The organism is Bradyrhizobium sp., from assembly GCF_016219575.1.
Classification (GTDB): domain Bacteria; phylum Pseudomonadota; class Alphaproteobacteria; order Rhizobiales; family Xanthobacteraceae; genus Bradyrhizobium.
The window spans coordinates 42,473-55,753 of sequence record NZ_JACRMG010000039.1; the positions used below are offsets into that span (position 1 = coordinate 42,473).

The 13,281-nt window shown below is 65.4% G+C and carries 15 protein-coding genes; 14 read left to right on the forward strand and 1 reads right to left on the reverse strand.

The features are described from left to right. Positions 1-70 precede the first annotated feature (70 nt). From HZB49_RS28275 to HZB49_RS28340, 14 genes are all read left to right on the forward strand, one after another. The gene (locus HZB49_RS28275; protein WP_291617429.1) at positions 71-565 is read left to right on the forward strand and encodes a universal stress protein; all 495 of its coding nucleotides are present in this window, start codon (positions 71-73) and stop codon (positions 563-565) included. A gap of 186 nt (positions 566-751) precedes the next feature. Continuing rightward, positions 752-1,321, forward strand: coding sequence for a NifU family protein (locus HZB49_RS28280; RefSeq protein ID WP_291617430.1), 570 nt, complete (start codon positions 752-754; stop codon positions 1,319-1,321). A 91-nt stretch (positions 1,322-1,412) separates the two neighbouring features. Then, entirely contained in the window at positions 1,413-2,111 is a 699-nt protein-coding gene (gene tsaB, locus HZB49_RS28285; protein ID WP_291617431.1) for a tRNA (adenosine(37)-N6)-threonylcarbamoyltransferase complex dimerization subunit type 1 TsaB, read from the forward strand. Continuing rightward, on the forward strand, positions 2,108-2,596 hold the full coding sequence (gene rimI, locus HZB49_RS28290) for a ribosomal protein S18-alanine N-acetyltransferase (RefSeq protein WP_291617432.1): 489 nt from the start codon (positions 2,108-2,110) through the stop codon (positions 2,594-2,596). Before tsaB ends, rimI begins: the two co-directional genes overlap by 4 nt. A 47-nt stretch (positions 2,597-2,643) precedes the next feature. Next, complete coding sequence (locus tag HZB49_RS28295; RefSeq protein ID WP_291617433.1) at positions 2,644-3,105, forward strand: Fur family transcriptional regulator; 462 nt, start codon at positions 2,644-2,646, stop codon at positions 3,103-3,105. Between the two features lie 19 nt (positions 3,106-3,124). After that, complete coding sequence (locus tag HZB49_RS28300) at positions 3,125-3,823, forward strand: HAD family hydrolase (RefSeq protein ID WP_291617434.1); 699 nt, start codon at positions 3,125-3,127, stop codon at positions 3,821-3,823. 54 nt (positions 3,824-3,877) lie between these two features. Beyond that, positions 3,878-5,275: a tRNA (N6-isopentenyl adenosine(37)-C2)-methylthiotransferase MiaB gene (miaB, locus tag HZB49_RS28305; RefSeq protein ID WP_291617435.1), complete on the forward strand. Its 1,398-nt coding sequence runs from the start codon at positions 3,878-3,880 to the stop codon at positions 5,273-5,275. A 4-nt stretch (positions 5,276-5,279) separates the two neighbouring features. Next, positions 5,280-6,335, forward strand: a complete 1,056-nt coding sequence (locus tag HZB49_RS28310) for a PhoH family protein (RefSeq protein WP_291617436.1) — start codon at positions 5,280-5,282, stop codon at positions 6,333-6,335. 65 nt (positions 6,336-6,400) lie between these two features. Continuing rightward, complete coding sequence (ybeY, locus tag HZB49_RS28315; RefSeq protein ID WP_291617437.1) at positions 6,401-6,904, forward strand: rRNA maturation RNase YbeY; 504 nt, start codon at positions 6,401-6,403, stop codon at positions 6,902-6,904. A gap of 6 nt (positions 6,905-6,910) precedes the next feature. Beyond that, positions 6,911-8,032, forward strand: coding sequence for a hemolysin family protein (locus HZB49_RS28320; protein ID WP_291617438.1), 1,122 nt, complete (start codon positions 6,911-6,913; stop codon positions 8,030-8,032). After that, positions 8,029-9,642 carry an apolipoprotein N-acyltransferase gene (gene lnt / locus HZB49_RS28325; RefSeq protein WP_291617439.1) on the forward strand — a complete coding sequence of 538 codons (1,614 nt, stop codon included), beginning with the start codon at positions 8,029-8,031 and terminating at the stop codon, positions 9,640-9,642. Before HZB49_RS28320 ends, lnt begins: the two co-directional genes overlap by 4 nt. A 213-nt stretch (positions 9,643-9,855) precedes the next feature. After that, positions 9,856-10,281: a helix-turn-helix transcriptional regulator gene (locus HZB49_RS28330; protein WP_291617440.1), complete on the forward strand. Its 426-nt coding sequence runs from the start codon at positions 9,856-9,858 to the stop codon at positions 10,279-10,281. 167 nt (positions 10,282-10,448) lie between these two features. Then, positions 10,449-11,582, forward strand: coding sequence for a M20 family metallopeptidase (locus HZB49_RS28335; RefSeq protein ID WP_291617441.1), 1,134 nt, complete (start codon positions 10,449-10,451; stop codon positions 11,580-11,582). Continuing rightward, positions 11,579-12,295 (forward strand): tRNA (guanine(46)-N(7))-methyltransferase TrmB, encoded by a 717-nt coding sequence (locus HZB49_RS28340; RefSeq protein ID WP_291617442.1) that lies wholly within the window; start codon positions 11,579-11,581, stop codon positions 12,293-12,295. The genes HZB49_RS28335 and HZB49_RS28340 overlap by 4 nt, the downstream gene beginning before the upstream one ends. A gap of 119 nt (positions 12,296-12,414) precedes the next feature. Here the strand turns inward: HZB49_RS28340 and HZB49_RS28345 are convergent, their stop codons facing one another. Next, on the reverse strand, positions 12,415-13,254 hold the full coding sequence (locus HZB49_RS28345; protein ID WP_291617443.1) for a phytanoyl-CoA dioxygenase family protein: 840 nt from the start codon (positions 13,252-13,254) through the stop codon (positions 12,415-12,417). Between the last annotated feature and the right edge of the window lie 27 nt (positions 13,255-13,281).

Sequence of the window (13,281 nt, forward strand, 5' to 3'; positions counted from 1 at the left end):
CCTTCATCCCCCTACCCAAGGGCGGAGCGAGTGTGGCAGCATGCGCCGGTTTGGCAGCACCGGGACATGCATGACCAGTCAGCGACACGCTTACGAATCGGGTCACAAGCCAAAATGCCTTGTCATCGTCGACGACTCCGCGGAATGGGACCGCGCCGTCTACTATGCCGCGCGCTGGGCGATGCGGGTCGGCGGCGGCGTGGTGATGCTGCGGGTGATCGAGACCGAGGATGCCAACCAGCAATGGCTGGGGGTTGCCGAAGTCATGCGCGCGGAGGCCTATGAGGCCGCCAACGAAGCGCTCGACCGCGCCTCCGGCCGCGCCAATGGCGTGGCCGCCATCACGCCGGAACGGGTGATCCGCGAGGGCAATCCCGGCGAGCAGATCCTCGACGTCATCGACAAGGATGACGACATCTCCATGCTGGTGCTGGCCGCCAACCCCGGCGCCGAGGGTCCGGGCCCGATCATCACTACCATGGCCAAGACGGTCGGCTCGTTTCCGATTCCCCTGATGATCATCTCGGGCGCCCTGACGGACGCCGAAATCGACGGCCTGTCGTAACCCGCCCCCCGGGGCCGGTTCCCGGGCGCCTTGCGCCAGCGCAAGCCGGATGGCCCGAAACCATGCTCTAAATCATTGACGCAGCGCGGAAATGCCCGGTCCACACCCTTGACCGTGCGCGGCGCGACGCCATCTGCTAAGGAGACCTCACGCGCCGGCCTTGAACCGGCGACGCCGGAGAAAATCATGTTCATCCAGACCGAAGCCACCCCCAATCCCGCCACGCTGAAATTCATCCCGGGCCGTATCGTGCTCGATTCCGGCACGATGGAATTTGCCAATCGCGATTCCGCCGGCCGCTCGCCGCTGGCCGCGCGCCTGTTCCTGGTGCCCGGCGTCACCGGCGTGTTCTTCGGCTCCGACTTCGTCACCGTCACCAAGGCCGATGGCGACTGGCAGCACCTGAAGCCCGCGATCCTGGGCGCGATCATGGAGCACTACATGTCCGGCGCGCCGCTGCTCGCCGACGGCTCCGCCGCCAATGACGACGAGTCCGACGAAGCCGACGAATTCTTCGACGCGGACGACGCCGAAACCGTCGCGCAGATCAAGGACCTGATCGAGACGCGCGTGCGCCCTGCGGTCGCCAATGACGGCGGCGACATCACCTTCCGCGGCTTCAAGGACGGCATCGTCTACCTCAACATGAAGGGCGCCTGCGCCGGCTGCCCCTCCTCGACCGCGACGCTGCAGCACGGCATCCAGAACCTGCTCCGCCACTTCGTCCCCGACGTGGTCGAAGTCCGGCCGATGTGATGGGGAGGCGAATGGCGAATAGGGAGTGGCGAATAGGGATCTGCTCGGATATTCCACTCGCCATTCGCTACTCGCCATTCGCTCTCTTCCCATGCTGATCCTAGCCATCGATACCGCACTCGACGCCTGCGCTGCGGCCGTCCTCGACACCGACAGCGACAAGGTGATCGCGCAGGAATCGCTGGCAATGAAACGCGGCCACGCAGAGGCGCTAATGCCGCTGGTGGCGCGGGTGATGAAGCAATCCGGCGTCGCATTCTCTGCGCTCGACCGGATTGCCGCCACCACCGGACCCGGCAGCTTCACCGGGTTGCGCGTCGGCCTGTCCGCGGCACGCGGCATTGCGCTCGCCGCCGGCAAACCCGTGGTCGGCATCACCACGCTAACCGCTTTTGCCGCGCCGCATGTCAGCGAGCATGGCGAGCACCCGATCATCTCGGCCATCGATGCGCGGCACGATCATGTCTATCTGCAGGCCGTCAGCGGCCACGGCGAATCGCTGGTGACGCCGCGCGTGGCGCCGATGGAAGAAGCGCTTGCGGCCTCGCGCTTCGGCGCGCCGTATCTGGTCGGCAATGCCGCCGATCTTCTTGCCGGGCGCTGGCCCAGGGATGCGAGCCCGCCGGTCAAGGTCGATCAGCAGGCCGCGCCCGACATCGTCTGGGTGGCGTGGCTGGCGGCTGCCGTCGATCCCTCCGTCGCGACGCCGCGGCCGCTCTATCTGCGCGCGCCGGACGCCAAGCCGCCGGCCGATCGGTTGCCGCGCGCCGCGGAAGCGCAGACCACATGATCGGCTGGCTGTCGGACTGGTGGAGTGGCGGCGGGGTGCCCGTGGTCGAGCCGGCAACGCCCCGCGACGCCGCGCGCTTGGCGCAATTGCACGGCGCTTCATTTCACCGCGGCTGGGGCGAAGGCGAATTCGACGTTATGCTGCGCGAACGCAACACGCTGGTGCATCGCCTGAGACTGGGCCGCAAGGTGATCGGCTTTGCGGTGTCGCGGCTGGCCGCCGACGAAGCGGAGATCCTGTCGATCGCCGTGGACGAGCGATATCGCGGCCGCGGCTTCTCGCGCAGCTTGCTGCTCACCCATCTCGGCCACCTCGCCGGGAGGGGCGCGCGCAAGATATTTCTCGAAGTCGAGGAAAATAACCAGCCGGCGCGAAGGCTTTACGAACGCCTGGGCTTTGCCGCGGTCGGCCGCCGCGAAAGGTATTACCAGCAAGCCGGCGGGGAACAGCTGAATGCGCTTCTGATGCGGCGCGACTTGTCGTAAGCTGCAAGAGATGGCAAACCACCGCCATCTCCGTTCAGGGCCAAACCATGACCGCACTGAAACCCTCCTCCGCGCATTCTCCCTCGGGCAAGGCATCCGGCATCGAGGCGCGCTGCTCCGCCACCGGCATGCGCATGACCGAGCAGCGCCGTGTGATCGCGCGCGTGCTCGCGGAAGCGGAAGATCACCCCGACGTCGAGGAATTGTACCGCCGCTGCGTAGCGGTCGACGACAAGATCTCGATCTCGACGGTGTATCGCACGGTCAAGCTGTTCGAGGACGCAGGGATCATCGAGCGGCACGATTTTCGCGAGGGCCGCGCCCGCTACGAGCAGATGCGCGACAGCCATCACGATCATCTGATCAATCTGCGCGACGGCAAGGTGATCGAATTCACCTCGGAAGAGATCGAGAAGCTGCAGGCCGAGATCGCCCGCAAGCTCGGCTACAAGCTGGTCGATCACCGGCTGGAACTGTATTGCGTTCCGCTCGAAGACGACAAGAAATGACCGCGCGGTTCCTCGGAGCGTGAATTTCGACCTCGTCATTTTCGACTGCGACGGCGTGCTGGTCGACAGCGAGGTCATTTCCTGCCGCGCGCATGCGCAGACGCTGGCGCGGCACGGCTATCCCATCACCGAGGCGCAGGTGCTTGAGCGATTTCTCGGCGTGTCCGACCGCGAGGCGCGGCAAACGATCGAGCGCGAGATCGGGCGCAGCCTGCCGGACGATTTCGAGGCGCAGGTGAAGGAAGCCACGCTCAAATTCTATGCCGGCGACCTCAGGGCGATCGCCGGTGTCGCGGCGGCTATTGCCGCGATCGGCTTGCCGAAATGCGTGGCCTCCAGCGGCACGCCCGAAAAAATCCGCCACGGGCTGGAATGCGCCAGGCTCTACGAGCAGCTTTCGCCGCACATTTTCTCGGCGACCCAGGTCAAGCGCGGCAAGCCGGCGCCGGACTTGTTCCTGTATGCGGCCAACGAAATGCGCGCGGCGCCGGAGCGATGCCTCGTGATCGAGGACAGCGTTCCCGGCGTCACCGGGGCGGTTGCGGCCGGCATGACCGTGCTCGGTTTCCACGGCGGCAGCCATTGCCTGCCGGGCCACGCCGAGAAACTGCTCGCCGCCGGAGCGGCGCTGGTGTTCGAAGACATGCGGGAATTGCCCGATTTGGTCGGGAAGGTGGCCCAAAAGCCCGGCCTGAACGCTGGATTTTCAGCCGGTTAGGCTATATCTGAGCCCTGCGCCCCGGATGGCGCCGTTTACCCCCGACCAGGTTCCATGACGTCGCCGCGCAAGCTGCACATAAAGTCCTATGGCTGCCAGATGAATGTCTACGATGCGCAACGCATGGTGGACACGCTGGCGCCTGAGGGCTTCGTCGAGACCGCGAGCGCCGAGGACGCCGACTTCGTCATCCTCAACACCTGCCACATCCGCGAGAAGGCGTCGGAAAAGGTCTATTCCGAGCTCGGCCGGCTGCGCACGATGAAGGAAGAGGCTGCGCGCGACGGGCGGCAGGTCAACATTGCGGTTGCCGGCTGCGTGGCGCAGGCCGAGGGCGAGGAAATCATTCGCCGCGCGCCCGTGGTCGATATCGTCGTCGGCCCGCAGAGCTATCACCATCTGCCGCAGCTGCTCGATCGCGCCAGGCGCGACGGCCGTGCGCTGGAGACGGAGTTTCCGGTCGAGGACAAGTTCGGCTTCCTGCCCGCGCCCAAGCCGGATGCGATCCGGGCGCGCGGCATTTCCGCTTTCGTTACCGTGCAGGAAGGCTGCGACAAGTTCTGCACCTTCTGCGTGGTGCCTTACACGCGTGGCGCCGAGGTGTCGCGGCCCATCGCGAAGGTCGTCGACGACGTCAAGCGGCTTGTCGACAACGGCGTGCGCGAGATCACGCTGATCGGGCAGAACGTAAATGCCTATCATGGCGAAGGGCCGGACGGAAAAAGCTGGCCGCTCGGAAAGCTGCTGGATCACCTCGCCGGGATCGAGGGCGTGCTGCGGCTGCGCTATTCGACCAGCCATCCGCTCGACGTCGACGACAGCCTGATCGAATCGCATCGCGACAACCCGGCGCTGATGCCCTTCGTGCACCTGCCGGTGCAGTCCGGTTCCGACCGCATTCTCGCGGCCATGAACCGCAGGCATACCGCCGCCGAATATCTGGATGTCATCGAGCGTTTCCGGCGCGCGCGCCAAGACATTGCATTTTCATCGGATTTTATCGTCGGCTTTCCCGGGGAAACCGCACAGGATTTTGCCGCCACCCTCGCGCTTGTCACGCAAATCGGTTACGCTGCGGCCTATTCGTTCAAATATTCGCCGCGGCCGGGCACGCCGGCGGCGGACATGCAGGAGACGGTGTCACAGGCCGAGATGGAAGAGCGATTGCAGCGCCTCCAGCACTTGATCGACAGTCAGCAATCGGCCTTCAATCTGGCTGCGATTGGCACGACCGTCGATGTGCTGTTCGAGCGGGGTGCGCGCAAGGAGGGCCAGATCGTCGGCCGCACCGCTTTTCTGCAGCCCGCCCACGTGATGGCCTCGCCCGACATCATCGGCAAGATCCTCCCCGTCCACGTCGAGAGCCTCGAGCGCTACAGCCTGCTCGGCCACCTCGCCACGCCGGCCTACGCCGCGCAGCCCGCCGAATCCCGGATGACCACTGGAGCCTGAGCCCTTGGCAAAAAGCGCATCGGATTCGCCTTCGCTCGCTCCCAGCCGCAAACTCGACCGCGACATGCAAATTCCACCCGAGACGCAAGTCGTCATCGACTTCGACGAGAACCGCGCGGTTTCCGCGCTGGTCGGCCCCTACGGCCAGAACCTGGCGCTGATCGAGCGCCGGCTCGGCGTGGTCGTGGACTCCCGCGGCAACCACATCACGCTGGCCGGATCGCGCGACGGCTGCGATGCCGCGCGGCGCGTGCTCGAGACCCTTTATGTCCAGGCCAACCAGGGGCACGAGCTCGCGCAGGGCGACGTCGAGGGCGCCATCCGTGCCGTGATCGCGCAGGGCTCGCTGTTCGAATACGACGCCAAGACCACGAAGTCGCAGTTCGAGACCATCAATCTGCGCAAGCGCCCGGTGCGCGCGCGCACCGCCGCGCAGGACTCCTACATGCGCGCGCTGAAGCGCCATGAGCTGGTGTTCGGCGTCGGCCCCGCCGGCACCGGCAAGACCTGGCTCGCAGTCGCCTATGCAGCGCAGCTGTTCGAGCGCAAGGAGGTCGATCGCATCATCCTGACGCGGCCGGCAGTGGAAGCCGGCGAACGGCTCGGCTTCCTGCCGGGCGACCTGCGCGAGAAAGTCGATCCCTATCTGCGCCCGATCTACGATGCGCTCTATGACCTGATGGATGCGCGCATCGTCGAGCGCGCGCTGCAAGGCGGCGAGATCGAGATCGCGCCGCTTGCCTTCATGCGCGGCCGCACGCTGACCAATGCCGTGATCATCCTCGACGAGGCGCAAAACACCACGACGATGCAGATGAAGATGTTCTTGACCCGCCTCGGCGAGAACAGCCGCATGATCGTCACCGGCGATCCTTCTCAGATCGACCTGCCGAACGGGCAGGCCTCGGGCCTTGCGGAAGCATGCAGGCTGCTCGACGGCGTCGAAGGCATCGCGCAGGTGAAATTCACGGCCGAGGACGTCATCCGCCACGAGCTGGTGGCGCGGATCGTCGCCGCCTATGAGGGATTGCCGGCACGGCCTGCAACCGGCAAATCTTGACCCGACAAAATGCCGCCGGAAACCCGAGGCAAACAGGTTCCGGCCGTCTCCAACATCCAAGAACGATGGCACGCCCCGTCCTTCCCCAGACCGAAGTCCTCGTCACCGCCGATTGCTGGCAGGCGGAGCCCGGCGCGGAAGCCGTGATCCATCGCGCCATCGAGGCCGCCGCCGAAATCGCCGACGCCGACACCGGCGATGCCGAGCTGGCGGTAATGCTGACCGACGACGGCGGCATCCGCACGCTCAACGGCAACTGGCGCGGCATCGACAAGCCGACCAACGTGCTGTCCTTCCCCGCGTTGCAGCCGAGCGGGGACGCACCGGACGACATGCCGCGCATGCTCGGCGACATCGCGATCGCCTATGAGACGGCGCGGCGGGAAGCCAGTGAGGAAGACAAGCCGTTCGATCATCATTTGAGCCACCTCGCGGTGCACGGCTTCCTGCACCTGGTCGGCTACGACCACGAGAACGACGACGACGCCGAGGCGATGGAGGCGCTGGAACGCGAGATCCTGTCGCAGCTCGGCATTCCCGACCCCTATGCGGGAAGCGGGAACGGGTGAACTGAAATGCCGGATTCCGAATCCAGTCCAGAGAAGACCCAGGAAAGCCTGCGCAACCCCGGCAATTTGCCGGCCGTGGTGCAGGACGGCGAGGTGCTGCGACCGACCTCCGACAACTGGCTGCTGCGCGCGATCCGCACCCTGTTCGGCTGGAAGGCCGGCTCGGTGCGCGACGACCTGAAAGTGGTGCTCGACGCCACGACGCCGGGGGACGTCGGCTTCTCCGTCATCGAGCGCACCATGCTGCGCAACATCCTCTCTTTGCATGAGAGGCGCATCGCCGACGTGATGGTGCATCGCGCCGACATCGTCGCCGTCAAGCGCGACATTCCACTCGGCGAATTGATGAGCCTGTTCGAGAGCGCGGCGCATTCGCGGCTGGTGGTCTACAACGAGACGCTCGACGACCCCGAAGGCATCGTGCACATCCGCGACCTGCTCGCCTTCATGACGGCCAGGGCGCGCGTCAGCGATGCAGGCAAGGCGCGGCGCAAGAAGCCGTTTCCCGCCGGGCTCGACCTGCGCGCGGTGGACCTCGCGCTGCCGCTGTCGGAAGCCAACATCACGCGAAAGCTGCTCTATGTGCCGCCGTCGATGCGGGCGATCGACCTCCTGGCGCAGATGCAGGCCACGCGCGTCCACCTCGCGCTCGTGGTCGACGAATATGGCGGCACCGACGGGCTGGTGTCGATCGAGGATATCGTCGAGCAGGTGGTCGGCGAGATCGACGACGAGCACGACAGCGACGAGCCGCCGGCGATCGTGCGCCAGCCCGACAACTCCTTCATTGCGGATGCGCGCGCCAGCCTCGACGACGTCCGCAACGTGATCGGCGAGGAATTCGTCACCGGCGAGGCCGGCGAGGATGTCGAGACGCTGGGTGGCTTTCTCGTCTCCCATGTCGGGCGCCTGCCGGTGCGCGGCGAACTGATTTCCGGCCCGGGCAATTTCGAGATCGAGGTGCTCGATGCCGATCCGCGCCGCGTCAAGCGACTGCGCATCGCGCAGCGCAAGGAGCGCCCTGCCCCGCGCAAGGAACGCAGCCGGCGCGAAGCCGCCCAGGAGCAGCCCCAATCCTCCGGCAGCGAAACGCCGCCGCCCCCCGGCGACGGAGCCGCTTCGCAGTGACGACCAGCGACAAACTCCGCGCGGCCGCCCTTTCCATCATCCTCGCCTGGGGATGGAAGCGCGCCGGCATCGCGCTCGCCGCAGGCATCTTGTCCGCACTTGCCATGGCACCGTTCAATGCATGGCCCGTTCTGTTCCTGACCTTTCCCGTTCTGGTCTGGCTGATCGATGGAGCTGCGGCCGGCAAATGGCGCGGCGTGCCCGCGGCGGCGTTGTCCGGCTTCTGCTTCGGCTTCGGCTATTTCGTGCCCGGCCTGTACTGGACCGGCTACGCCTTCTTCGTCGATGCGCCGACCTTCGCGTGGCTGTCGCCCTTCGCCGTGCTGGGACTGCCGGCCTATCTGGCGCTCTATCCGGCGCTCGGCTTCGCGCTGGCGCGGCTGCTGTGGACCAGCGACGCCTCGCGGATTCTCGCGCTCGCGGCCGCGCTCACGGTGAGCGAATGGCTGCGCGGCCATTGGCTCACGGGTTTTCCCTGGAACGCCTACGGCTATGCGCTGTCCGAGCCGCCGGCGCTGGCGCAGTTCGCTTCCGTGATCGGGCTGTGGGGCATGACGTTCCTGGCTGTTGCCATCTTCGCAAGCCCCGCGGTGCTGATCGAGGCAAACTCGCGGCGGAGACCGTGGATTGTTCCAGTGGCTGCGCTTGCGACGCTGCTGGCGCTGGGGATTTTCGGTGCGGTCAGGCTTTCGCTGCTGCCGACCAGGATGGTGTCGCACGTCAAGCTGCGCATCATGCAGCCCAACCTGCAGCAGGACGTCAAATTCAACTATTCCGCCAAGCGCGAGGTGATGCAGAAATACCTGACGCTGTCGGATCGCGCCTCGGGACCGCAATCGACCGGCGTGCGCGACGCCAGCATCCTGGTCTGGCCCGAATCAGCATTCCCGTTCTTCCTCACCCGCGAAGCCGACGCGATGGCGCAGATCGCAGAGCTGCTGCCGAAGGGCACGGTGCTGATCACGGGCGCGGTGCGCGTGCCTGCCGATGCGCCGGCGGGAGTGCCGGTCACCCGAGCCTATAATTCAATCTATGTTATCGACCACGACGGCAGCGTGCTGTCGGTTTATGACAAAACCCACCTGGTCCCGTTTGGCGAATACCTGCCATTCCAGAATTGGATGGAAAAATTGGGCTTCAGCCAGCTCACCAAGGTGCAGGGCGGCTACATCGCCGGCACACGCCGGCGCCCGCTCGACGTCCCGAATGCGCCGCGGGCGCTGCCGCTGATTTGTTACGAGGCGATTTTCCCCGGGAAAGTCGCTGAAGGCGACGACCGCGCGGGCTGGATCATCAATCTGACCAATGACGGCTGGTTCGGTATCTCGACCGGACCCTACCAGCACTTGCAGCAGGCGCGACTGCGCGCGATCGAGGAAGGCCTGCCGGTGGTGCGCGCCGCCAATACCGGAATCTCCGCGGTGATCGATCCGGTGGGACGAATCGTCGCGCGACTCGGCCTCGGCATCGAAGGTGTATTGGATGCCAACCTGCCCTCTGCGATTGCGCCGACGATTTATGCGCGGCTCTCGAACATTCCTGCCGCGATAATGGTGGCAATTGCCCTGATTTTCGTCGTGTACCGGCGCGCGAAGCGGCAAAATTTCTGAAGCCGATTTCAGAATCCGAATTTTGAAAGGAATTTAGAACGCGTCGAAGTTCCAACAGTTGACAGGACGCCATGTCAGTTCGCATTGTGCGCCCCGAATTCAACCAGTCAGTTCATTGTTCGAAGCCTCCTTCCCTCCGAGCAGAATGTGACGGTTTCGCGCCTGACGCACCTGGTGCATCTCCGGCGCTAAAAACCCAAGGAGAGTTGGAGAATGTCGACTAAAGCGCCGAACCCTGTTGACAAATATGTCGGCAGCCGCGTGCGGATGCGCCGCATCATGCTCGGGATGAGTCAGGAAAAGCTAGGCGAGGCTCTCGGCCTTACCTTCCAGCAGATCCAGAAATACGAAAAGGGCACCAACCGCGTCGGTGCGAGCCGGTTGCAGCAGATTTCCGAAGTGCTGCAGGTGCCAGTGTCCTTCCTGTTCGATGGCGGCCCGAGCGGCGTGATCAATGGCGAGTTTTCAGCCGAGAGCGCATCGCCCGCCTATATCGCCGATTTTCTCGCGACTTCCGAAGGACTTGCGTTGACGCGCGCCTTCACGCGGATTCCCGACTCGAAACTCCGGCGCAGCATCGTCGATCTGGTCGAGCAGATCGCGGACCGGGAAGCCGCGGAAAGCGGCCAGAATCCCTGAAATTCGCCCAGGCTTTTGATTTGGCGCGTTTTCTTTACGCGAACCGGTATCCACCCCGCATCAAGTGCGGGGCAGGCTTTCGCTTGAAAACGCCCTGGATCGGCAGGATTGACGCCCGTCGGCCCACTGGCGCATGACATTGGCTGACTTCGCAAAGAAGACGGCCAATGGCAGCGATAACAAGCAATCCTTTCGACGCTTTGGACATCCTCGACGGCATCCGCCGCTGGGTCGAGATCGAGACGCCGACGGAAGCGACGGCACAGGTCGACAGGCTCGGCGATCTGATAGCCCAAGGCTATGCCGACCTGCCGGCGAGCGTCGAACGCATCGCCGGGCGCGATGGCTGCGGCGATCACCTGGTGGCGCGTTCGGCATGGGGCCAGGACGCGCCGGGCATTCTCGTGCTCAGCCATCACGACACCGTGCATCCCCTGGGCTTCATCGAACGGCTGCCGTTCAAGATCGATGGCGACCGCGCCTATGGTCCCGGCATCTACGACATGAAGGGCGGCGCCTACCTCGCCTATCACGCGTTCCGGCAAATCTGCGCCGATCCCGCCCGCTCGCCGCTCGGCATCACCCAGCTCTTTGTTTCCGACGAGGAGATCGGCAGCCCGACCTCGCGCGCGCTGATCGAGGCGGAAGGACGAAGGGCGAAATACGTGCTGGTGACGGAGCCCGCGCGCGACGGCGGCAGGGTGGTGACGGGGCGCAAGGGGGTGGGACGCTTCGAGGTGTTCCTGAAGGGCGTGCCCTCGCATTCCGGCAGCAGGCCGCAGGACGGCCGCAGCGCCATCCGTGAACTCGCCAATGTGATTCATGCACTGGACGCGCTGAACGATTCGTCACGCGGCATTACGGTGAATGTCGGCGTCGTCAAAGGGGGAACGCGGCCGAACGTCGTCGCCGAAGAGGCCTATGCCGAAGTCGACCTGCGGGTGCGGACGCTTGCCGATGCTGAAGAGCTGGTGGCGAAAATCCTCGGCCTGACGTCGCGCACCGACGGCGTCAGCGTAACAGTGACCGGCGAGCTGAACCGGCCTCCCTACGAGAAGAGCAATGCGGGCGCGGCGTTGTTCGAGCACGCGAAGGGGCTGGCCGCAGAGCTCGGCTTCGAGTTGGTCGACATCTCCACCGGCGGCGGCTCCGACGGCAATTTCACCGCGCCCCATACCGCAACCCTCGACGGGCTCGGCGTCGACGGCGAAGGCGCGCATACCCATTACGAGCAGATGTACATCTCCTCGATCGAGCCGCGGGCGCGGCTGCTGCACCGGCTTTTCCAGACGCTCCGATGATGATGCGCCCCTCCAATCCCGACCGCGAGCATGCGCACGGGCAAGGCTCGTTCTTCGGCCGGCGCAAGGGCCACAAGCTGCGCGCCTATCAGGCCGACCTGATCGAAAGCCTGCTGCCGCGGCTGGCGCTGGACATTTCCTCGCCCGCGCCGGCGCAGCTTGCCGAGATCTTCGACCGGCCGCTCGGCGATGTCAGGCTCGAGATCGGGTTCGGCGGCGGCGAGCATCTGGCCGCGGAGGCGCTGGCCTTTCCCGATATCGGCTTCATCGGCTGCGAGCCCTATGTGAACGGGATGGCAAAGATCCTCGCGCAGATCGAGGCGCACAACATCGCCAACATCCGCCTGTTCGCCGGCGATGCGGCCGAGCTGCTGGCCTGGGCTCCGCCGCGTTCGCTGGCACGGATCGACCTGATCCATCCCGATCCCTGGCCGAAGCGGCGGCACTGGAAGCGCCGCTTCGTGCAGGATGCTACCGTCGCCGCGATGGCGCGGGTCATCAAGCCGGGCTGTGAATTCCGTTTCGTCAGCGACATCGACGATTACTGCGCCTGGACGCTGTCGCATCTGTTGCGCTCGCCGGATTTCGTCTGGACCGCCGAGCGCGCGACCGACTGGCAGCAGCCGTGGGACGGCTACACCATGACGCGCTACGGCAGGAAGGCCGAGCGCGAGGGACGCGTGGCGGCGTATTTGCGATTCAGAAGAGTGTAAGCGGCGCGGGCTCTATCAACTCGTCATGCCCGGGCTTGTCCCGGGCATCCACGTCTTACCAGCCGTGCGGAAACAAAGGCGTGGATGGCCGGGACAAGCCCGGCCATGACGCGGATAGATTATTGCCCCGCCGTCCGCGCCTTCTTCACGTCGGTGGCTTCCCACACCATGCGTTTGCCGCGCTCGCGGCCGAGCAGCTCGATCGGATCATGGTTGTCGATGTGGCCGAACTGTCCCTTGTAGACGCTGTAGCCGCACAGCTCCTGCAGGCGGCGCGGGAATCGCGCGGCGGTTTCGCGGGGAATGCCGAGCTGCAGGTTCTCCTGCTGCCGCATCCAGCCCCAGCAATAGGCACAGGAGAAGGCGTAGCGCCGCGCGTCCGACGTGTTGGCGCCGCCGCCATGCCACAGCGCGCTGTCGAACAGCATGACGCTGCCGGCCGGCATGGTCGCGGTGACGGCGTCGTAGTCCTTGCCGTATTCGGGCGAGGAATCGAATTTGTGGCTGCCCGGGATGATGCGCGTCGCGCCGTTGTCGTCGCGGAAATCCGACAGCGCCCAGATCGCATTCAGCGTGATCGGGATGTGCGGCCGCGGCAACGGGATCAGCTGCGTGTCTTCATGGATCGGCTGCGCCTCCTGGCCGGGGCCGAGCACCAGCGAGCAGAACGACGACAACAGGCACTCCCGGTCCAGCACACGCTCGACGACCGGCAGCACGTTCTCATGCAGCGGCACCTCCCAGAAGATGTCGTCATAGGTGAGGAGGTTGTTGATACGAACGGTCTTGAATCCCTCGAACGAGGTTTTGGCGTAACCGAGATCGTGCTCGCGCTCGACCCGGTCCAGCGCCCGCTTCAGGCCATCGACCAGCGTTGCGCTCGCGGCGCGTTCGATCACGGTGTAGCCGTCGTCGCGGATCCGACCGGCGTGCGCTTCAACCTCTGCTTCCGTCAGCATCGCATTCTCCCTGCCGGCGCTGTATCG

Bases quoted from the DNA above. Each gene is read 5' to 3' on its own strand.
- miaB (WP_291617435.1), top strand. From the start codon at position 3,878: ATGACGTCGCCGCGCAAGCTGCACATAAAGTCCTATGGCTGCCAGATG.
- ybeY (WP_291617437.1), top strand. From the start codon at position 6,401: ATGGCACGCCCCGTCCTTCCCCAGACCGAAGTCCTCGTCACCGCCGAT.
- tsaB (WP_291617431.1), top strand. From the start codon at position 1,413: ATGCTGATCCTAGCCATCGATACCGCACTCGACGCCTGCGCTGCGGCC.
- HZB49_RS28275 (WP_291617429.1), top strand. From the start codon at position 71: ATGACCAGTCAGCGACACGCTTACGAATCGGGTCACAAGCCAAAATGC.
- HZB49_RS28345 (WP_291617443.1), bottom strand. From the start codon at position 13,254: ATGCTGACGGAAGCAGAGGTTGAAGCGCACGCCGGTCGGATCCGCGAC.
- HZB49_RS28340 (WP_291617442.1), top strand. From the start codon at position 11,579: ATGATGATGCGCCCCTCCAATCCCGACCGCGAGCATGCGCACGGGCAA.
- HZB49_RS28335 (WP_291617441.1), top strand. From the start codon at position 10,449: ATGGCAGCGATAACAAGCAATCCTTTCGACGCTTTGGACATCCTCGAC.
- rimI (WP_291617432.1), top strand. From the start codon at position 2,108: ATGATCGGCTGGCTGTCGGACTGGTGGAGTGGCGGCGGGGTGCCCGTG.
- HZB49_RS28295 (WP_291617433.1), top strand. From the start codon at position 2,644: ATGACCGCACTGAAACCCTCCTCCGCGCATTCTCCCTCGGGCAAGGCA.
- HZB49_RS28280 (WP_291617430.1), top strand. From the start codon at position 752: ATGTTCATCCAGACCGAAGCCACCCCCAATCCCGCCACGCTGAAATTC.
- HZB49_RS28330 (WP_291617440.1), top strand. From the start codon at position 9,856: ATGTCGACTAAAGCGCCGAACCCTGTTGACAAATATGTCGGCAGCCGC.
- HZB49_RS28320 (WP_291617438.1), top strand. From the start codon at position 6,911: ATGCCGGATTCCGAATCCAGTCCAGAGAAGACCCAGGAAAGCCTGCGC.